Below are 20,148 nucleotides of genomic sequence, written 5' to 3' on the forward strand. Positions count from 1 at the left end.
TAAATGAGCTCAAATAAATTTTTAGAAAAAGTATTATCTCAAGTAAATAATATTAACAATACACTTAAAGTACTTGAACAAAGTAAATTAAATCTAGAAAGTAAAATTGAGCAAGTGGTGCTGCTTGAAGAAATAAAATATGAAATCATTACCCATGATTTAGTCAAAGAGTCATTAATGGCTACTGTAAATAAAGGGAATAACTGGCAAATAGCATTAATAGAGAGGTTACATAAAGCGAATAGCATTTTACCCCTTGATCTAGTAAAGTCTTTATCTAAGGCTAAAATTGAGTGTTTAAGTTTATGGAAATTAGCCTATTGTGAAGCTAGTAATTTCAAAAAATTAAAAAAGCATTTTATTGAGCTGGTTAAACTCATCTGTGATGTTGCTTCTATAAGGGCAGAGCATTTTAGATGTTCAAATTACGATACAATGTTGGAAGGTGGAATAAAAGAAAAAGATATAAAAGAAATATTTCCTCAAATAGGAAATTTTTTTAACAAAAATATTGATAAGATTATTGACAAGCAAAATAAAAAAAGGGTTCCTGCTTTAAAAAATTTTACCATTGAAAAGCAAATTGAACTTGGTTTGGTTTGTTTACAACATATAGGAATAAGCAATGATGAAATTACTATGTCACCATTAGATTATGATGAATTTAATCCTTGCTACAGTTTGTTTTCGCTTTTACGATGTAGTAGTGATATCATTTACCAAAAACATTCATTGAAAAACCTAGTTAATACTGAAGTGATACAAGAAGTTCAGGGATTATGCATGGAGAAAATATTAGGAACATCAATAGAGTTTGTTGAGTTTATTCATCCGCATATACAGACCATAACACAGACACGATCTGGTAGCATCAAGAATCTGTATTCGCTGTTTAATAAAGTAAATTTTTCACCTTGTTTAAAGAAAGCAGATGAATTTACTTTGTTGGCTCATATTATGCTGAGAACGAAACTAGAACAAGATATGGTAGATGGCAAACTGGATGTTAAGGATTTACATGACGCTTGGTTGGATGGCATGAAACATTATCGGATTCCAGTGCATGCTAAAAATGAATTAGAGACTTATTTACAAGATGAATATTGGGTGCGTGGCGTAATAGGTTATTTCCCAATGAAGATGGTAGCTTTAATTGCTGCAGTACAAATCTTTTCTTTTATAAAAGCGAGTCACTGTGAATATTTAGATTCTGTAAAAGAGGGAAATTTTAGTTTACTTATAAACTGGTTTGCTAAAAATATATACAGTACAAAATGTGATATTTTTGGAATGTTGAAAAATGTAACAGGAAAGAATCTAGACATTGAGCACTATACTCAACATCTAACAGAAAAATATAATTTAATGGATTGTGTATGAAATTCATTCGTAACTTAATCAAAAAACCATTCAAAATTTTTATTATCAAGCATCTACTTGCCAGTGATATTGCCATAGATTTGGGAACCGCAAATACTTTAGTGTATCAAAAAAATAGAGGTATTATACTAGATGAACCATCTGTTGTCGCTAGAGTGAAAGAAAAAGGAAGTTACGTTCCATATGCTTTTGGCAAAAAAGCAAAAATGATGCTTGGTAAAACACCAGGAGAAATAGAGGCTATCAGGCCCTTGAAAGATGGAGTTATTGCAGATTTTAAGAGTGCGGAAGAGATGATCAAGCACTTTATACGTAGTGCTAATACAAGATTTACAGTTAATAAGCCTAATATCATTATATGTGTTCCGTCAGGTTCTACACCTGTTGAGAGACGCGCTATACAAGATGCAGCAGAAAGCGCAGGGGCTAATGAAGTTTTTCTTATCGAGGAACCAATGGCTGCTGCAATTGGTGCTGGATTACCAGTAACGGAAGCTGAAGGTTCAATGATCGTTGATATAGGTGGTGGTACAACGGAAGTTGCTGTTATTTCTTTGGGTGGAATTGTGTATTCACGTTCTGCAAGAATAGGTGGTGATGTCATGGATGAAGCAGTACGATCATATATTCGTGAGAACCACAAATTATTAATAGGTGAAATGACTGCTGAAAAAATCAAAAAAAGTATAGGTTCAGCATATCTTTCAGAAGAAAATAAAAATAGTTTAATGATTAAGGGGAGAGATTTAGTAAACGGTATGCCAAAGGAAATGCTTTTGTCTGCATATCAGGTTGCAGAAAGCTTAGCAGAATCCGTAAATCAAATAATTTCTGCTATTAAAATGGCTTTAGAGAGTACTCCTCCTGAGCTTTCTTCTGATATAGTAGACAAAGGAATAGTTTTATCAGGTGGAGGTGGGTTATTGCGTGACTTAGACAAAATTATAAGCGATATAACTAAGTTGCCAGTGCGTGTTGCAGATAATCCATTATGCTGCGTTGCATTAGGTAGTGGCAAAGTGCTTGAGAACATGGATAGCTTCGGGCATATTTTATTCAAACAGGACTAAGAACCATATTATGGATATGGAAACAGATATAGTAGTAATAGGTGCTGGGCCTGTCGGAATTTTTACTGCTTTCCAAGCTGGAATGCTTGATATGAGATGTCACATAGTAGATGTTTTAAGTCAAGCTGGAGGGCAGTGTATAACTCTTTATCCTGAAAAACCAATATATGACATACCGGGTTATCCAATCATTAGCGCACAAGAGCTAATTAAGCAACTATTTATACAAGCTTCACCATTTGATCCTGTATATCATTTTGACCAAAAAGTTAAACAAATTTCTTCTTATACTGATAAGAGGTTTATTATCCTAACTAGCAAAGGTACAGAAATAAAATGCAAAGCTGTTGTGATTGCTGCAGGAAATGGAATATTTGAGCCTAATCGTCCACCTTTAAACAATATATTAGAATATGAAAATAAATCTGTGTTCTATAGCATAAATCAGGTTTCCTATTTCAAGAACAGGGTTATAGTTATTGCTGGCGGTGGTGATTCTGCAGCTGATTGGACAGTGGAGCTTTCTCCAATTGCAAAAAAAATTTATTTAATACATAGAAGAAAAGAATTTCGTTGTGCTCCAGAAACTCGGAACAAGATAGAAATATTAATAGCCTCAGGAAAAGTCGAGTTGATTACACCGTATCAACTCGATGACTTGGTTGGAGAGAATGGAAGACTTAATGCAGTGGTAGTCAAAGACATTATTACGAATGAAAAAAGAAAAATATTTACAGATTTTCTCTTGCCATTTTTTGGGTTATCAATGAATATTGGTTCATTAAAAGGTTGGGAAATAGAGTTAGAACATGGACGTATAATCGTTAATGCTGCAACATTACAGACTAGCAAAGAGAGGATATACGCTATTGGTGATATTGCAACTTATCCTGGTAAACTCAAGTTAATATTGAGTGGTTTTGCTGAAAGTGCTATGGCATGCCATGACATCTATAAGGTAATCTATAATTCTCCGATTAATTTTCAATATTCAACACTTAAGGGAATTCATAGGAAAAATAAATAACTGGATTGATGTACAGATTTGTGGATTCAGATTGTATACTGAAACTTTTCACGTTTGACTTTATATGCCTTTATACTAAATGATGTCTTCTATACAATAGCAGTTTAGGTATGATTATACTATTTAAGATAATTATATCATTAAAATGATATTTAGTTTCATAGAAAATCTATAGTTTTAAGCGTTATTATTTATTTAATAAAGTAAAAGTATAATATCCTCACTTGCTGATGTGGAGAATTAAATGAAAAATAACGCAAAAATAAATATTGTTAACTGGGAAGTAATAAAAAATTGCGAATATACTGAAAATTACTTATCAAAAATTACAACGTTATATGTGATAAAAATATATAAACCTGAAATTAGAACTATTTTAGTAAGAATCGGCATAACAAGTGAAAACATCTTTCTAAATAAAGCCATCGTTATTGATATAATGGAAGATATCTTTCCATATAAGTTTAATAGTAAAAAAAAGAGCAATATATCTAGATTAAAAGATTTGTATACTTACTTATGTTCTATAGTTAATAAAAGTATTCCAGGAGAAATGCTAGAAAGCTTAACAAATGAATATAAAGACTCTGTAAATTTATTGAAGGCGATGACTTAATACTTTACTTTCCATTGCTGAGATGCCCTTTTCAAGATCTTTATCTATTAGGCATATAGTAAATAAATACGTTTTTCTTCTATTCTCAACATTAATAGTTAAAGTCCCGGGAGTAATTGTTACTGAGTTAGCAAACAAAGCAGCACTTTTGTCATGATGTTTTTTAGATTTTCTTAAAAGTATAACAGGTGTAAGTTTAAGGTCGAATTGTAGTGTCTTTTTTGTAACGTAAATACTAGATAATATAATTTGACACATTAACCACGGTATATAGCTTACAAAGAGTGAATACAATGATAATTTATTTGAAATAATATTATGCAGTGATCTTTCTGCGTCTACTAACCTTTTGAAAACAAATAGCGTAAATATGGATGAAAATAATCCTGACGCAACAAAGAAGGAATCAAAATACCCTGAAAGAACATTCCACAGAATCAACAAAACTATAAAAAATGTAAAGAAAGATTTTATCGCTTGTCTACAATATAAGCTCTGCATATAGTAGAGTATATACAAAAATTTAAATAAATATAAATAAAAAGTATGGAAATAATTGTAGAAAATAGAAAAGCAAAGTTTGAGTATTTTATTTTAGAAGAATTTGAAGCTGGTTTGGTTTTACTAGGTAGCGAAGTAAAATCTTTAAGAGAAAGGAAGGCAAATATTTCCGATGCTTACGTAATAGAAAGAAATATGGAAATGTGGTTACATAACATGCATATTTCGGAATATAAGTCTGCAACACGTACGAATCATAGACCTAAAAGGGATCGCAAATTACTTTTACACAAAAAGGAAATAAATAAATTGATTGGTCAAATAAAAACTACTGGTATAACTGTTATACCACTTTCTGTTTATTTCAATAATAAGGGATTAGCAAAAACTAAAATTGCTATAGTAAAGGGGAAAAAATTATATGACAAGAGAGCAACAATCAAGCAGCGAGAATGGGATCGTGAAAAAAGAAGGATATCCAAAAATAACTTTTAAAATTGAGTAATGATTCTAGATCCAGTTATTTTTAGCATTGGGCCCATTTCAATACATTGGTATTCCTTAGCCTATGTTTTAGGTATATTGTTTGTATACTGGTACTTGCATAAATTAGATTACGCAAAAATATTTACAAAAGACTTGTACGATTCACTTTTAACTGCTGCGATTATAGGTGTTATTCTCGGAGGAAGATTAGGATATATATTAATATACAATCTAGCTCTTTATATTAGTAACCCTATTTGCATATTTAAAACTTGGGAAGGTGGTATGTCATTCCATGGTGGGCTAATAGGAACAGTATGTGCAATAATAATTGTCTGTAAAATATACAAAATGTCTATATTATACGTTTTAGATTTAATCGCCTGCGGAGCACCAGCAGGTATTTTTCTAGGACGTGTAAGTAATTTTATAAATGGAGAACTGTTCGGTAGAGTAACGAATGTGCCATGGGGTATGGTTTTTCCGGAAAGTGAAGATAATCTTTTACGTCATCCAGTTCAATTATATGAAGCATTTTTTGAAGGCTTACTACTTTTTGTCATTATTAATTTAATCTTCTTTTTTACTAACATCAGATTCTACAGAGGTATGTTAACTGGTATAGCAGTTACTTGGTATGGAGTAGCACGTTTCTTGATAGAATTTTTCCGCGAACCTGATTATCACATAGGCTATTTATGGTTTAATTTAACCATGGGACAATTGCTCTCTATACCTATGTTAATAATAGGTGGATTTATATCTTTAAGAGTATCATGTTTGAAATTTGATATAAAGTCTGCTATATAATGTAAAGCCATTCAAAATTGAAAGATATATGCATAATTCCAATAAATTAAGATCTCTAAAAAAGAGTTCTATTATATCAAATTTGTTTTCTTCGCGATTAAATGTGCAAAAGTGGAAATCAGAGAACAATAGACCCACAAAAAAGATTCCTATCGTACTAGAAACAAAAAAGACTCCTATCGTACTAGAACTGTTTTTCTTATTATTGATTGCATTGTCAATACGTACCTTTATATTTGAGCCGTTTCATATACCTTCAGGTTCTATGAAAAGTACTCTACTAGAAGGTGATTATATTTTTACCACTAAATACACATACGGTTATAGTAAATACTCTTTTCCTTTCGCACCAAATATTTTCCGCGGTAGAATTTTCCATACTTTACCGCAACAAGGAGATGTAGTAGTTTTTAGACCTGTAAAACACATAAGTGTTAGATATGTTAAACGTGTGATAGGACTACCTGGAGATACAATACAAATTATAGATGGAAATTTACATATTAATAATCAGAAAATAGAGCGAAAGAGAATAGGTGATTTTATTGACTATGAATCTGGTAATAGTATACCTAGGTATATAGAAACATTTCCTAACGGAAATAAGCATGAAATTCTAGTAGATTATGCTAATTACAACAGTGTTGCATATAACACTCCAGTTTTTTATGTGCCTGATGATCATCTTTTTGTTATGGGAGATAATAGAAATAATTCTTTAGATAGTAGATATACTAATGTTGGTTTCATTCCAATGGAAAATATAATTGGCCGTGTTAGCATAGTTGGCTTATCATTTAAGTTAAAAAAGTTTAGTTGGTCACCATTCAGGTTACCAGTAGCTTTAAGGTTAAATAGAATAATACATAAAGTTATATGAGTTATATACCACTACCTAATAGGGGTGTAATAATGTTATACGGTTTAGATACAGAAGGTTTTTTACAAAGCATCATAACAAATGACATAAACAAATTGAATGATCAAAAAGCCATTTATTCTTTATTACTTAATCCTCAAGGCAAGTATTTATATGATTTTTTTCTAGTTAAATATGAAAAATATATTTTTTTAGAATGTGAATCTATCTATTTGAATCAAATCGTTGAAAAATTAAATCTACTTAAAACTTACCTTAAAGTGAAAATTAAAAATGTTAGCAAATTATATAAGGTAGGTGTTTTTATGGATTCAAATACAGAATACCAAGAGATTATTTTCCGGGATCCAAGACATACCTCCTTAGGAGAAAGAATGATATATAAAAATGAGGTGGAGGCATCCATGGGAGATCTTACCGAATACGAATTAAATAGGATAAAAAATCTTGTTCCAGATGGGGCAAAAGATATGGTACAAAATTCATCCTTCCCTCTTCAATACTTGATTGATCGTATAAATGGCATAGATTTCAACAAAGGGTGTTATATAGGGCAAGAGGTTGTAAACCGTATGAAGAGACAACAAGTGTTGAGAAGAAGACTATATCTTGTTAATGGACATGATATTCTTCCTGGCGTTGGTACTAAGATAATTAATAATAATGGAGAAGAAGTGGGTGAAATGCGCTCTAGTATAAACAATATAGGCCTAGCACTATTATATACTGAAAAAAGTCATATAAATTTATATGCTAATAAAACTGCAATATCAGTTGCATACTCCACAAGCAATGAATTCCTAACATTAGGTTAGGCAAGCCCTACTTGCTGTAATTTAAGCAATCAGGTAGGGTTTTTTTGATATATATAGAAACATTTTCATAAGTACTGCTGTAATAATCATTCAACTTATCATTATTTGTTCTGTATTCAATAGATCGTGATAACGTTTGTTCCTTTATGTACTGAGTCCATTCATCAATTGCATTTTTAATTTTTTCATCTTCAGTCTCAATTATAACTTGTATTCGATCAGATATGTGAAGATCTCCTTGTTTTCTAGTTTCTTGAATAAGTCTTACCATATCTCTTGCAACACCCTCCAATATTAATTCGTCTGTTAGAAAAGTATCAAGCACTACAACACCTCTATTATTATCAAATACAGAGGAATATTTGCTGTTTGCCTTTAATAATAATGCGTACTCACCATGTTGTATAATGATTTCGTTTCCTAAAATGATCTTATCTTCCTCTTGTTTCCAATTTTCTTGTTCTACATGTCTTATTAAATTCTTAATTTGATCTGGCATTTTTTTTCCCAATACTGGAAGGTTCAATTTCAATTTAAATGAAGCAATTTCTTTTAAATCATTTATAAATTCCAGATTTTTTACATTGAGTTCATCTTTTATAACTTCTTGATATTCACCCATAAGGAAATAACAAGAAGACTTATGATGAATCTTCATATTACTGAGCGGCTGTCTTACACGTATGTTGTAAACATTCCTAATAGATAATGCAGAATTACATATCTCTCTTACAAGATCCATTTCGGTTATTAACTCTTTATCAAATTCTTCTAATTCAGGAAAAACAGCTAGATGGACTGATGGTTCACGGTACTTCAAACCTTGCCAAATGCTTTCTGTTATTAACGGTAATAAAGGAGCGATAGCCCTCAATATATAGTAAAAAACTGTATATAGGACATTATAAGCATCAACTTTATTTTGGTCTATATTGCTCTGCCAAAAACGATCACGATTGCGACGTATATACCAATTATTCAATGCATCAAAAAAGTTTACTAAAATCTCACACGCACCTTGAGAATTATAACTATCCATAAATACACGTATTTTCTCTACTGCTTCAAAACATTTAGCGATCATATAACGGTCTATTGTATGGTTATAGTTTTTACAGATTTCAGCTTTGATACCATCTACATTTGCATACATAGTAAAAAAACGGTAACTATTCCAAATAGGCTTAATCACATTTTTAAGTACATCACGTATTAAATTGCCTTCCTTATCAAGAAGTAAATTACCACCACAAACTATGGAATCGGAAAGCATTAAAAATCTCAGTGCATCAGAACCGTATCTATCAAAAACTTCCATAGGATCTGCATAATTATTTAAACGTTTGGATAATTTTTGTCCTTCTATATCCAAAACTACACCATGACATATGCAATTTTTAAACGGTTCTTTATCGAACAGAGCAGTAGATAATACAAATAGAGTGTAAAACCACCCACGAGTTTGTGCTATATATTCAGTAATAAAGTCAGCAGGAAAATTATTTTCAAACCATATTTTATTTTCAAATGGATAATGAACTTGTGCAAATGGCATTGAACCAGACTCAAACCAGCAATCAAATACATCGGGAACACGACGCATAACTGATTTTCCTGTTGGATCATCTGGATTAGGCCTTATCAAAGTATCTATAAATGGTCTGTGTAAATCTTCTACTTTTATCTTAAAATCTCTTTCTAACTCCTCTATTGAACCATATACATCTATTCTAGGATATTTAGGATTATCTGATTTCCATATTGGTATAGGTGTACCCCAAAATCTGTTACGTGAAATAGACCAATCATGTGCTCCTTCGAGCCATCTTCCAAATTGTCCATTTTTAATATGATTGGGAATCCAGTTAACCCTTTTATTCAGTTCAATCATCCTCTCTTTAAATTTTGCAACTGCAACATACCAAGAAGACATTGTACGGTAGATTAGAGGAGTATCTGTCCTCCAACAATGTGGGTAACTATGTGTGTATTGTTCAGTATAAAACCAATTCCCTAGCTCTTTTAATTTTTGTATAATAATATTATTAGTCTCAAAAACATTAATACCAGCTAAATCTGGTACTTCAGCAGTAAACTTCCCACTATTATCGATAGGACAAATTGAAGGAATGTTATTGCTTTGACAAAGATCAAAATCTTCCTCACCAAAGCCTGGAGCAGTATGAACAATTCCCGTGCCGTCTTCTTCTGTAACATAATCAGCAGATAGAATATGAAACGCGTTTTTTGTACCTTTAAAATAATCAAATAATGGCTTATAACGTAAGCCGACAAGATCACTAGCTTTTAATTCAACACTCTTTAATTCCATATTATCAAGTTTTTCTTTGTAATTATTGATAAATTTATCAAAATAACTTGCAGAGAAAATGTAAACTTGATTGTCATTAACTGGCACTGCATAATATTTAATATTCTTACCTATTGCTAGAGCTAAGTTACTAGGCAGAGTCCAAGGAGTAGTTGTCCATGCAAGTAATTTACATACACTATCTTGAAATTGTTTTGGCTTATCTAGCAATTCAAATGCAACAGTCACAGCTTTGCTTACTTTTTCTCTATATGCATTATCTAGCCTTGTTTCAAAATTAGATAACGGAGTTTCACATGCCCAACTGTAAGGCATAACACGTACTGATTCATATACCAGACCTTTATTATACAACTGTTTAAATGCCCATATAACGGATTCCATAAATGACTTATCCATAGTTTTATAATCATTATGAAAATCCACCCATCTTGCCTGTCTGTTTATATATTTTTCCCACTCTGAAGCAAACTTCATTACGGAAGAACGACAATGATTGTTAAATTTTTCTATACCAAATTTTTCTATCTCATTTCTACCTGATATTTTCAGCTCTTTTTCAGCACCCATCTCAGCAGGTAATCCATGACAATCCCAACCAAATCTTCTTTCAACACGTTCTCCTAGCATTGTATGATATCTAGCAAATGCATCTTTTATAAATCCAGTTAATAAATGACCATAATGTGGTAAGCCATTTGCAAATGGAGGCCCATCATAAAATACAAAACAATTATCTTGAGAACGTTTTTCTATTGACTGCTCAAAAATTTTATTTTTCCCCCAAAACTCTATGATTTCTTTTTCAATTAAGGAGAAGTTAGGATTATTTGGTGCGTCTGGATAATATTTCATTTTACTTTTACTGCATGAACTGGTTCTTTATAAGATAAATTATATACAAGAGCCAACCCACTTTAGAAGTTATTATATATAATGTAAAGAGTTTATACTTAACTACTTGCTTCTCGATATTTTCTTAATTTTAATGTTTATCTCTTTATCCCTGTTCAACGGCGAAGCTCTTCTGTTAATAATTAATTGACTGCTCCGCATCTCATTAAAATCCTCCTATTCCATAACTTATAGAGAAACCATTTTCCTATGTCGTCAAGGATTTGAAAGGAACTCTGTTAATAAACTAATAGGTTGCAATATAAATATAAAAAGTTTAATGTTATGTTGTGTAATAGACATTATGTTCTTTCTGCTCTGGCGTTAAAGGTTTCTTACGATACCTTTTATAAGGCATAACAACTTTACTCTGTAACTCTTGCCATCCTTGATATCCAGAATCTGCATACTTTATACTATTTTTAGGTAAAAACTTCTCTTGCTTCTTGATACGAAAGTCATGTGTGCTTCCTGCATATGACTTGGATACTTTTTCCATTTTTTTCCATAAGAATCTCAGTTTTTACTGTGTGCGCTTTCTTTTTTCCAGAGAGAATAACTCTTCTTTTTCTTCTTCCAATTCTTTGGACGTTGTATAGGTTGCTCTGTAACATCTGCCAAGATTTCCATCTGGTTCTATTTTTTGTAATGTTGATCTTCTTTACTAATAATTTTCTGTAGTAATCTACATATATTAGATTCATGTCAGATATCCAAAAAACACGTGTATTATATATGTTCTATAATAAACATAAAACCTTATCTTCTAATATGTGATCTTCTTCCATGACTTTTCTTATTCTTTTTAACTTTCTTCCACTCATGCCTGACTTCTTCTACTAAATTCTTTGATACCTACNAAGTCATGTGTGCTTCCTGCATATGACTTGGATACTTTTTCCATTTTTTTCCATAAGAATCTCAGTTTTTACTGTGTGCGCTTTCTTTTTTCCAGAGAGAATAACTCTTCTTTTTCTTCTTCCAATTCTTTGGACGTTGTATAGGTTGCTCTGTAACATCTGCTAAGATTTTCATCTAGTTCTATTTTTTGTAATGTTGATCTTCTTTACTAATAACGGTTCTATTTTCTGTAGTAATCTACATATATTAGATTCATGTCAGATATCCAAGAAATACGTGTGTTATGTATGTTCTATAATAAACATAAAACCTTATCTTCTAACATGTGATCTTCTTCCATGACTTTTCTTAATTTTTTTCAACCTTCTCCCACTCAGGACTGACTTCTTCTACTAAATTCTTTGATACCTACTCCTGTTAATTGCTTGAATATTCTTGTCCTGTTTTTGAGCTTTTTATAGCTTATGCCCATTTCATATACACAAAACTACTTGTTTACACTTTCTTCCTTGCTTTCGCAATAGGTTTAATAGTGCATCTCCTATACTCATGAAAAACCTTAATATGTGTCAGCAACAATAAAAATGCTTTGCCTTCCTAAAATTCGTAGATTTGCTGCATCTGGCTGTTAAAAATTGATTTTATTTCACTTAAAAGTTATAATAGTTTTCCGTTTAGTAAATGGTACGTTATGTTAAGAGGTTCTGAAGCCCTATGGTGATGTATGACGCAATATTAGCTTTGCAGGATGGTAGGTGTTTTCCAGGTATAGCGATAGGCAAGAAAAGTAGATGTATAGGAGAAGTTTGTTTTACCACTAGTATGACAGGTTATCAGCATATTATAACAGATCCTTCTTTTGCTAATCAGATTATTACATTTACTTTTCCTCATATTGGTAATATTGGTATTAATAGTCAGGACAACGAAGGGGAAAAAATTTTTGCAAGTGGTATAGTTGTAAGGGCACTCTCTCCAATATCACATCCATCTTCTTATATCAGTATTAATGATTGGTTAGAAGAAAATGATATAGTGGGTATATCTGAAGTTGATACTAGGGCTCTAACTAGACATTTAAGGGATAATGGATCGCAAAATGGAATAATATGTTCATTAGATAAACTAGATTGTGCTCTTAAAGAATTAAAAAATTACAGATTTGAAGATGGAGTAGAAATAACTGATAAAGTAAGTTTAAATAACCAATTTAGTTGTGACTTTAATTTTAAATATAGTATAGCAATAATTGATTTTGGTATAAAAGCTGGCATAGCATTGCGTTTAATGGAATTAGGATGTGCAGTTGAATTAATTAAACCAGTTAAGGGTTTTGCTCAAAAAGTACTTAATATGAAACCTGATGGCATAGTACTTTCAAATGGCCCTGGTGATCCTGAGAAAATAGCTGATTATGTTCTTTCAGAGCTGAATATCATAATAAAATCTAGAATACCTATTTTTGGTGTATGTATGGGGCATCAATTGCTTGCTATAGCTTTGGGAGCAAAAACTATTAGGATGATTAGTGGACATCGCGGAAGTAATCATCCAGTGCGTGAAATTAGTAGTGGAAGAATAGAGATAACTAGTCAAAATCATGGTTTTGTTGTCGATTCAGAATCATTACCAAATAATATTGAGGTTTCACATATTTCACTATTTGATGATAGTATAGAAGGGTGGGTTCACCAGGTACAAGCGATGCACACTATTTGTTTAAACGTTTTATTGATAATATTGAACTGTACAAATGAGTTTTCTTAATTTAAGAAAAAGATGTCCATAAGTGTTGCGCTTTTAGCTGCTACTGGAATGGTTGGACAAAAAGTGATAGCACTTTTACAAAATTCTAGTCATTTTAAGATTACAGAATTAGCAGCATCAGAACGGTGCATAGGAAAAGAATATAATAAAGTTTGCGAGTGGCGTGAGCCACTTATTCCATTGCCTGTATATGTTGGAGCAATGAAATTAAAACCAGTCACTGAAGTGGTATCTGAATTTGTTATATCCTGCTTACCCTCAGATGTTGCAGAAGAAGTAGAATTCAAATTAAGTAGTGGAGGCAAAATTATATTCTCCAACGCTGCAGCATTCAGAATGCATAAGAATGTACCGTTACTCATCCCAGAAATAAATTTTTCACATTTAAGCTTGCTTAAACAGCAAAAAACTCTTGGTAAAATTATTACTAATCCAAATTGTGCAGCTGTGGGAGCAGCTCTTGCCTTGGCACCATTGATGTCATTAGGTACGATAGAACATGTCAGTATTATAACCTTGCAGTCAACCAGTGGAGCTGGTTATCCAGGAGTATCATCACTTGATCTTATAGGTAATGTTATTCCTTATATTGAAGATGAAGCAAGCAAAATCACAGAGGAAATCAAGAAAATCCTTGGTGGAGTTAATACTTATGCTGATTTTACTGTCACAACTAATGTTTTTCGTGTTCCTGTTTTATATGGTCATTTTATTACGTTACATGTAAAGTTTAAGCATAGTATTGCAACAAAAACCGCTATGGAAGAATACAATAATTGGAATGCTAAATTTGATGACTTATTTGTTTTTCACGAACGAGAAGATAGACCGCAACCTATACGTGATCTTACTCATGATGACATGCGTGTTCATATAGGTCATTTAAAGCATGGTGAGACAAATGACATTTTAAGTCTTGTAGTACTTAGTCATAATTTAGTCAGAGGTGCTGCAGGTGCTGTAATTGCCAATATGAACGCTTATTTACGCTTTATGTGATATTATGAAGCCAAGAAAAAGTATTGCAAAATTTGGTGGTACGAGTGTTAAGAATGCTTATGCTATTAATAAAATTGTAGAAATTTTAGTAAATAATTCCAGCATTCGTTTTGTAGTGATTAGTGCTATAGGAGATATTACAGATAAACTCATAGAGCTTTGTTGCTCTTCCACGGAACAAAAAGAACGAATTATTTCTGAGATTAAAGATATACATTTAAAAATTGCCCAGGATTTAATGTTACCACAAGAAGTCTGTATAAATATTAAGGATAATATATCTCAACTCTATTCTGAATCTTCTACTAATAGAATTCTTGCCATTGGCGAGTTGTTATCATCTGCAATAATCCATGCGTTTATATATCAGCAAAATATTCCTGTCACATTACTTGATGCAAGGGAATTTATTATCACAGATGAAAATTGTGTACCAAAAATTCTTGAAATCAAAAGGTTGTTATCTGAAAAAGTCAATAATATTCCTCAAGATCACATTATAATTACTCAAGGATTTATAGGGGCTACACAGGATGGTGAAACGACAACTTTAGGACGTGGTTGTAGTGATTATAGTGCAGCTTTAATTGCGGAAGGAATTGAGGCGGATAAGCTCTATATTTATACTGATGTTCCAGGGATCTTTACAATGGACCCTAATGTTGTAGAAAATGCACAACTTATATCAAATCTCAGTTTTCAAGAAATGGCCGAAATGGCAAATTTTGGTGCAAAAATTCTACATCCAGCAACACTTGCGCCTTGTATTCGTGCTAGTATTCCCGTAATAATCACTTCTACTTTTAATCCAGAGAAGGGTAGTACTTATATTGCAGATGATGATACACCTCTAGTGCGTGCTATCACTATGCGTAATTCTCAAATGTTAGTTACTATCAAAAGCTTAAAAATGTTAAATGCATCTGGTTTCCTATCAAATATTTTTAGTATTTTAGCGAAATATAAAATTAGCGTTGATCTTATTACTACCAGTGAAGTGAGCGTAGCATTAACTATAGACCAGAGTTCAAATGTTTTTGCTAATAAAGAGTTGGTCCAAGTATTAGAAAATTTTGCTGATATTACAATTGAATATGGTTTAACATTAATTGCAGTTATTGGTGTAAAGCTAATAGCACCTGGAATTGTGCACAAAATACTGAGCAAAATAGGTGATAGTTTTGTACATGTAATATGTTATGGTGCAAGTAGTTCAAGTATAGGAATATTAGTCCATGATAGAAATGCATACGAGATTGCTAAGGTTTTGCATAAAGAACTAATTGAAAAAAAGTAATGTGTTTATGGACTGCATGTATTACTCCTTTTGATCGTGAGGGAGATAATATTGATTATGAGAGTTTACGACGTTTATTAATAATACAGTCGGAAGCTAAAAATGGTCTGGTGTTGCTTGGTAGTACTGGTGAAGGGTTATCACTTATTGAATCTGAAAAGCGTACGTTAGTTGAATTTGTATGTGAATTAAGGTTAGATACAAAGATTATTGTTGGTGTGTCTGGGATTAACTTACGTCAGTCTCTGGAGTGGATTGATTTTTGCAAAGATCTGCCCATCCACGGATATCTAATAACTACTCCAGTTTATACAAAGCCTGGTATTGCCGGACAGACTTTATGGTTTGAAAAACTACTCGAGAAAGCACATGTTCCCGCTATGCTCTATAATGTTCCATCAAGAACAGGGATTAAACTTTATCATGAAACTGTTAGCAATTTGTCTAAACATAATAAGTTTTGGGCTATAAAGGATTCAAGTGGTACAATCAATACCGTGATAGAATACAAAGATGCCGCTTCGCATGTTGAATTATTTTGTGGAGATGATAACATGATGCCAGCTATGGCATCAATTGGAGCAACTGGCCTTGTTTCTGTTGCATCGAATCTATGGCCATATGCTACTTACGAATATGTTAAAAGGTGCCTTAATGGTGACAAATCATTGCAAAATACATGGTGGCATGCTTGTAAGGCTTTATTTACTGCTAGTAATCCAATACCAGTAAAAGTGCTGTTACGTGATTTAGGTCTTATAGAATATGACACTGTACGTTTGCCATTAAGCACAAATGATTTACCTTCTATAGCGGTATTAAGAAAAGCAAACCAAATAATACTTGAGTGGGAGATGAAGAATAAGGATATTAATTGAAATTATTTTGCAGAATTTTTTGTGCCATTTTGATTAGCAGCTATGCCATGAATAATAATATTTTGTAGAAAATCAGGTACTGATATAAGAACCTGTATGCGATCTAAAAGAAAAGGTAAGAAAAGAATATAAGTCCAAGCGATGTAAGTAAAGAGCAGTTCGCAATCATATTGCCAGAGCTTGAATTTTGTCAAAAGAAGACAAAACCAAGGAAGGTGAGATGTATTTTGTGGAGTGTTGTATGTTTTGAAAAGTGGTTGCCAATGGGGAATGTTACCGAAAGAATTTCCAAAGTTGTTATGATTACTTCAAGAAGTGGACAGAACACAAATAAAGTATTCTAGAGCTAGAAAAATAGTTGGCGAGGTTCGACGAAACAATAATCGGAAAGAAAAAACAAGCTTCTGCATAATTGATGCACAAAGTGTCAAAAACAGAGATACTGCTAAAGAGAAAGGGTATGAAAAAGGTAAAGCACCATATTGCAGTAGATACGCAAGGCATGCAATTTACGTGACAACAGACTGATCGGAGCGGTGCTATAGAAATGATGCAAGAGAAAACCTTTTTGAGATCAAGAGTTGATTCAGGGAGAGAATTTTGCAACTAAGATAAAAGAGATGATTAGTGCAACTGTTGAGACTGCATTCTTTTGTTGTGCTGCAACAAGATGAGTTGTGGAACGCTCTTTTGGACGATTGTGGGAAAACTGCGAGAAACAGCTCAACACTAGCCTGCAAATGGTTGTTTTGGCTTTTGCTGTTTTACTTCTCAAAAGATTATGAACAGGTTCTTAGATGCCAGCAGCATATAGTAAGGAAGAAGGTAATGGAAGCTTTGGGTGAAGGAAAAAGCAGAGAGATGGTAGCACAGAGTTTAAAATAGGAAAAACTACTTTTTTTGATCTATTCGAACTATTATGGAATACGCTATAAACTAATGATGGAGTTTAAAGAGGTAAGCCCTAACATATGGGTTAATCAGAGTGTGGAAATATAGACTATCAATCATTTTAGCTGGGTTAGTGATGTGGTTACTTACCTATATAAAGCTGTCTTGGCCTACAGATCCTAGTTTCTTGGTCGTGTATCATTTCATACCACTGAGCAACCCAGCCTGTGGTTCTAGCAAGTGCAAAAATTGGGGTAAACATTTGTAAAGGTATACCGACCGCGTTCATTATTATACCTGAATAAAAATCAACATTCGGATATAATTTTCTTTCAATGAAATATTCATCCTTAAGGGCAATTTCTTCAAGTTTTATTGCGATTTCTAGTAGCCTATTTTTTTGTGTAATTTTACTTAGAACTTGATTACAAGTTTGTTTTAGTATACGTGCACGTGGATCATAGTTCTTATAAACACGGTGTCCAAAACCCATCAATTTAAAAGGATCTTTATCATCTTTAGCTTTTGCAATAAATTTTTCTAAATCTCCACTTTTTTCTATTTCTTGTAACATATTTACTACTGCTTCATTAGCACCACCATGTGCCTTTCCCCAGAGTGCTGTTACACCTGCAGCAAGGCAAGCAAACAAGTTTGAACCTGTTGATCCTGATAGTCTCACGGCAGCTGTTGAGGCATTTTGCTCATGATCTGCATGAAGGATAAGTATTTTATCTATTGCATTTGTAAATAAGTTATAATTAATTTCATCACCGAACATCAAAGTGAGAAATTTTTGACTATAACTTGATTCATTATTTTTATTTTCGTTTATAAACTCTTTGCTATTTATATGCCTGTAGATCATTGCTACAATAGAAGGTATTTGTGCTATTGCAGAAATTCCGCAACTTAAATCTTTTATTGTATCTTTACCGTAATAAAATGCAGCTAAGCTTGCGAAACATGCAATAAGAATAGACATAGGATGAGCATCGTTAGGGAATGCTTTAATAACATTTGCAACTGATTCTGGTACCTTAGAAGATTTTTGCATTGTCGAAAGAAATTCTTCTCGTTGTTCTGGAACAGGCAATATACTATAGAGCAATAAATAAACAATTGAGATAAAATCATAATTTTCTGCTAGGTCATTAACATCATGTCCCCTATACCTGAGTATTCCTTGATTTCCATCAATAAATGTGATAGCAGAAGAGCATGATGCTGTTGAAGCAAACCCAGGATCATAAGTAAATAATCCTGTTATTCTGTATAATTCCTTAATATTTAATACTCCAGGACCAATAGTTCCACTTAATATAGGTAGCTCAACTTCCAACTCATTGCCTAGTAGCTTCAATACTGCTTTTTTATCCATAAATGGAATATAACCCTATTTAGTTAACAACCAGTTACTAACGCTTTTACTTTTGCATTTAACGTGCTTATTTTACGTGCAGCAGTATTTTTATGAATAACACCTTTATTCACACATTTGTGTAGATTAGATTCAGCATTTCTGAACGCTAATACAGCTTCTTCTTTGTTCCCAGAATTAATTACGCTGATTAACTTTTTTATAGCTGTACGAGCCTTGCTTTTACGCATCTTGTTTATTAAAGTACGTTTTGCTATTACCCTTATCATTTTTTTAGCGCTTTTGTGATTTGCCATATTAACCTTGAAACTATATTCTCCTTATTATAGGGATTTTGTGTTCGTTTGCAATAGCAGTTTTGTGTTGTTGCTAGGTATATGAATGCATATTATGCTGAGCAAGGCTCGAACGAAGGTAGGAAATGTCAAAAATATTTTTGTATGGTTTGAAGCATTTCATGAGACTACTAGATATCAATCTCATCATCTTGTGCTATTTAGAAAAGGGCTATACGGAGGGATTTATTAATACTCTTAATACACTTTACTTTCTATATCTAGTCTCTATTTGCTTATAATTATACTCTTTATGTTATCTTTGGTTATCCTGATATTCAACATGTTCGAAATGATTTGTTCCATTATGCTTGATACGTACTTCTTGATTGTTATAATCGTATCTTTTCCTATACGTACCTAATATGCTCTCATCAGGCTTATATGTATCCCTGATAACAAGTTCCTCTCCATTTTGCATGTAAAGGTAAATAATAATATTAAATAAAGAAGCTAAAATTTTACACTCTTCTATGATTATGTAATGTTCTGCTAAGGTAACATATTGTGAATATAATTTGTACAGGTTCTCATTTTCAAAAAAGAATTTATAATTTTTTATCAATTCTTTTCGCAATGCTTCTGTTGTGTCCGATAGAGACGCTTCTATGTCCAACGATACCTTATAATGAGATTCATATTCTGCCTTATTGGCTACTTTACCATATTTGAAAGCAAAATAATACAATTCTTCTGCAATTATGTTATCTAGCGTTTTTCCAGATTTCATATATTCTGCTATCTTTTTAATAGTTCTCTTTAATTTCATCTGGATCATTTGATTCAGGCTTTCTAATGCCACCTTCTTGAGCTATTAAGTTTCTAATATAATGTTTAAGCTTTTCCACTCTGTTGAGCTTTATGTTACGTATGTCGTCAATGTATCTACGTATTGCTTCATGTTGCATTTGTAATTCTAATATTGCAT

General features: G+C 32.3%; 17 protein-coding genes and 4 pseudogenes. 13 read left to right on the forward strand and 8 right to left on the reverse strand.

The features are described 5' to 3' along the window. Positions 1–3: 3 nt before the first annotated feature. The 4 genes from BIY23_RS00125 to BIY23_RS00140 all read left to right on the forward strand — a co-directional run bounded on the left by BIY23_RS00125 (position 4) and on the right by BIY23_RS00140 (position 4,093). Positions 4–1,380 carry a gluzincin family metallopeptidase gene (locus BIY23_RS00125; protein ID WP_070064557.1) on the forward strand — a complete coding sequence of 459 codons (1,377 nt, stop codon included), beginning with the start codon at positions 4–6 and terminating at the stop codon, positions 1,378–1,380. Then, positions 1,377–2,450, forward strand: coding sequence for a rod shape-determining protein (locus tag BIY23_RS00130; protein WP_070064558.1), 1,074 nt, complete (start codon positions 1,377–1,379; stop codon positions 2,448–2,450). The genes BIY23_RS00125 and BIY23_RS00130 overlap by 4 nt, the downstream gene beginning before the upstream one ends. A 16-nt stretch (positions 2,451–2,466) precedes the next feature. After that, positions 2,467–3,477 carry an NAD(P)/FAD-dependent oxidoreductase gene (locus BIY23_RS00135; protein WP_070064830.1) on the forward strand — a complete coding sequence of 337 codons (1,011 nt, stop codon included), beginning with the start codon at positions 2,467–2,469 and terminating at the stop codon, positions 3,475–3,477. Between the two features lie 244 nt (positions 3,478–3,721). Beyond that, positions 3,722–4,093, forward strand: a complete 372-nt coding sequence (locus BIY23_RS00140) for a hypothetical protein (protein ID WP_070064559.1) — start codon at positions 3,722–3,724, stop codon at positions 4,091–4,093. Here the strand turns inward: BIY23_RS00140 and BIY23_RS00145 are convergent. Next, positions 4,073–4,594: a Na+/H+ antiporter subunit E gene (locus BIY23_RS00145; protein ID WP_070064560.1), complete on the reverse strand. Its 522-nt coding sequence runs from the start codon at positions 4,592–4,594 to the stop codon at positions 4,073–4,075. The genes BIY23_RS00140 and BIY23_RS00145 overlap by 21 nt on opposite strands. 45 nt (positions 4,595–4,639) lie before the next feature. Between BIY23_RS00145 and smpB the strand changes: the two genes are divergently transcribed. From smpB to ygfZ, 4 genes are all read left to right on the forward strand, one after another. Then, the gene (gene smpB, locus BIY23_RS00150) at positions 4,640–5,089 is read left to right on the forward strand and encodes an SsrA-binding protein SmpB (RefSeq protein ID WP_070064561.1); all 450 of its coding nucleotides are present in this window, start codon (positions 4,640–4,642) and stop codon (positions 5,087–5,089) included. 9 nt (positions 5,090–5,098) lie between these two features. Further along, positions 5,099–5,890: a prolipoprotein diacylglyceryl transferase gene (lgt, locus tag BIY23_RS00155; protein ID WP_070064562.1), complete on the forward strand. Its 792-nt coding sequence runs from the start codon at positions 5,099–5,101 to the stop codon at positions 5,888–5,890. Between the two features lie 151 nt (positions 5,891–6,041). Continuing rightward, entirely contained in the window at positions 6,042–6,770 is a 729-nt protein-coding gene (gene lepB / locus BIY23_RS00160) for a signal peptidase I (RefSeq protein WP_070064831.1), read from the forward strand. After that, positions 6,767–7,585 (forward strand): CAF17-like 4Fe-4S cluster assembly/insertion protein YgfZ, encoded by an 819-nt coding sequence (ygfZ, locus tag BIY23_RS00165; protein ID WP_070064563.1) that lies wholly within the window; start codon positions 6,767–6,769, stop codon positions 7,583–7,585. Before lepB ends, ygfZ begins: the two co-directional genes overlap by 4 nt. Before the next feature lie 7 nt (positions 7,586–7,592). Here ygfZ and ileS read toward each other — a convergent pair whose 3' ends face one another. The 3 genes and pseudogenes from ileS to BIY23_RS05355 all read right to left on the reverse strand — a co-directional run. Then, positions 7,593–10,772 (reverse strand): isoleucine--tRNA ligase, encoded by a 3,180-nt coding sequence (ileS, locus tag BIY23_RS00170; RefSeq protein ID WP_070064564.1) that lies wholly within the window; start codon positions 10,770–10,772, stop codon positions 7,593–7,595. A 340-nt stretch (positions 10,773–11,112) separates the two neighbouring features. Continuing rightward, a pseudogene (locus tag BIY23_RS05350) lies at positions 11,113–11,654 on the reverse strand (transposase family protein); the annotation flags it as partial. Positions 11,655–11,695: 41 nt separating this feature from the next. After that, a pseudogene (locus BIY23_RS05355) lies at positions 11,696–12,068 on the reverse strand (transposase family protein); the annotation flags it as partial. A gap of 324 nt (positions 12,069–12,392) precedes the next feature. Here BIY23_RS05355 and carA point away from each other — a divergent pair. The 5 genes and pseudogenes from carA (at position 12,393) to BIY23_RS04800 (ending at position 17,398) form a co-directional block, all read left to right on the forward strand. Continuing rightward, a pseudogene (gene carA, locus BIY23_RS00180) lies at positions 12,393–13,429 on the forward strand (glutamine-hydrolyzing carbamoyl-phosphate synthase small subunit). Between the two features lie 22 nt (positions 13,430–13,451). Beyond that, on the forward strand, positions 13,452–14,438 hold the full coding sequence (asd, locus tag BIY23_RS00185; protein WP_070064566.1) for an aspartate-semialdehyde dehydrogenase: 987 nt from the start codon (positions 13,452–13,454) through the stop codon (positions 14,436–14,438). 4 nt (positions 14,439–14,442) lie between these two features. Continuing rightward, positions 14,443–15,735: an aspartate kinase gene (locus tag BIY23_RS00190; RefSeq protein ID WP_070064567.1), complete on the forward strand. Its 1,293-nt coding sequence runs from the start codon at positions 14,443–14,445 to the stop codon at positions 15,733–15,735. Beyond that, positions 15,735–16,613 (forward strand): 4-hydroxy-tetrahydrodipicolinate synthase, encoded by an 879-nt coding sequence (dapA, locus tag BIY23_RS00195; protein WP_081326495.1) that lies wholly within the window; start codon positions 15,735–15,737, stop codon positions 16,611–16,613. Before BIY23_RS00190 ends, dapA begins: the two co-directional genes overlap by 1 nt. 128 nt (positions 16,614–16,741) lie before the next feature. Further along, positions 16,742–17,398 (forward strand): annotated as a pseudogene (locus tag BIY23_RS04800) (transposase). Positions 17,399–17,646: 248 nt separating this feature from the next. Here BIY23_RS04800 and BIY23_RS00205 read toward each other — a convergent pair. The 4 genes from BIY23_RS00205 to BIY23_RS05160 all read right to left on the reverse strand — a co-directional run bounded on the left by BIY23_RS00205 (position 17,647) and on the right by BIY23_RS05160 (position 20,128). After that, positions 17,647–18,885 carry a citrate synthase gene (locus BIY23_RS00205; RefSeq protein WP_070064569.1) on the reverse strand — a complete coding sequence of 413 codons (1,239 nt, stop codon included), beginning with the start codon at positions 18,883–18,885 and terminating at the stop codon, positions 17,647–17,649. Positions 18,886–18,908: 23 nt separating this feature from the next. Beyond that, the gene (gene rpsT, locus BIY23_RS00210; protein WP_070064570.1) at positions 18,909–19,181 is read right to left on the reverse strand and encodes a 30S ribosomal protein S20; all 273 of its coding nucleotides are present in this window, start codon (positions 19,179–19,181) and stop codon (positions 18,909–18,911) included. 295 nt (positions 19,182–19,476) lie between these two features. Then, complete coding sequence (locus tag BIY23_RS00215; RefSeq protein ID WP_148115190.1) at positions 19,477–19,950, reverse strand: hypothetical protein; 474 nt, start codon at positions 19,948–19,950, stop codon at positions 19,477–19,479. 16 nt (positions 19,951–19,966) lie between these two features. Next, positions 19,967–20,128, reverse strand: a complete 162-nt coding sequence (locus BIY23_RS05160) for a hypothetical protein (RefSeq protein WP_186820118.1) — start codon at positions 20,126–20,128, stop codon at positions 19,967–19,969. Positions 20,129–20,148: the final 20 nt, after the last annotated feature.

Source organism: Wolbachia pipientis (assembly GCF_001752665.1).
GTDB lineage: Bacteria > Pseudomonadota > Alphaproteobacteria > Rickettsiales > Anaplasmataceae > Wolbachia > Wolbachia pipientis_A.

What these genes read in the sequence shown, in the direction of transcription:
- BIY23_RS00125 (WP_070064557.1), top strand. Translation starts at nt 4, where the DNA reads ATGAGCTCAAATAAATTTTTAGAAAAAGTATTATCTCAAGTAAATAAT.
- BIY23_RS00130 (WP_070064558.1), top strand. Translation starts at nt 1,377, where the DNA reads ATGAAATTCATTCGTAACTTAATCAAAAAACCATTCAAAATTTTTATT.
- BIY23_RS00135 (WP_070064830.1), top strand. Translation starts at nt 2,467, where the DNA reads ATGGAAACAGATATAGTAGTAATAGGTGCTGGGCCTGTCGGAATTTTT.
- BIY23_RS00140 (WP_070064559.1), top strand. Translation starts at nt 3,722, where the DNA reads ATGAAAAATAACGCAAAAATAAATATTGTTAACTGGGAAGTAATAAAA.
- BIY23_RS00145 (WP_070064560.1), bottom strand. Translation starts at nt 4,594, where the DNA reads ATGCAGAGCTTATATTGTAGACAAGCGATAAAATCTTTCTTTACATTT.
- smpB (WP_070064561.1), top strand. Translation starts at nt 4,640, where the DNA reads ATGGAAATAATTGTAGAAAATAGAAAAGCAAAGTTTGAGTATTTTATT.
- lgt (WP_070064562.1), top strand. Translation starts at nt 5,099, where the DNA reads ATGATTCTAGATCCAGTTATTTTTAGCATTGGGCCCATTTCAATACAT.
- ygfZ (WP_070064563.1), top strand. Translation starts at nt 6,767, where the DNA reads ATGAGTTATATACCACTACCTAATAGGGGTGTAATAATGTTATACGGT.
- ileS (WP_070064564.1), bottom strand. Translation starts at nt 10,772, where the DNA reads ATGAAATATTATCCAGACGCACCAAATAATCCTAACTTCTCCTTAATT.
- asd (WP_070064566.1), top strand. Translation starts at nt 13,452, where the DNA reads ATGTCCATAAGTGTTGCGCTTTTAGCTGCTACTGGAATGGTTGGACAA.
- BIY23_RS00190 (WP_070064567.1), top strand. Translation starts at nt 14,443, where the DNA reads ATGAAGCCAAGAAAAAGTATTGCAAAATTTGGTGGTACGAGTGTTAAG.
- dapA (WP_081326495.1), top strand. Translation starts at nt 15,735, where the DNA reads ATGTGTTTATGGACTGCATGTATTACTCCTTTTGATCGTGAGGGAGAT.
- BIY23_RS00205 (WP_070064569.1), bottom strand. Translation starts at nt 18,885, where the DNA reads ATGGATAAAAAAGCAGTATTGAAGCTACTAGGCAATGAGTTGGAAGTT.
- rpsT (WP_070064570.1), bottom strand. Translation starts at nt 19,181, where the DNA reads ATGGCAAATCACAAAAGCGCTAAAAAAATGATAAGGGTAATAGCAAAA.
- BIY23_RS00215 (WP_148115190.1), bottom strand. Translation starts at nt 19,950, where the DNA reads ATGAAATCTGGAAAAACGCTAGATAACATAATTGCAGAAGAATTGTAT.
- BIY23_RS05160 (WP_186820118.1), bottom strand. Translation starts at nt 20,128, where the DNA reads ATGCAACATGAAGCAATACGTAGATACATTGACGACATACGTAACATA.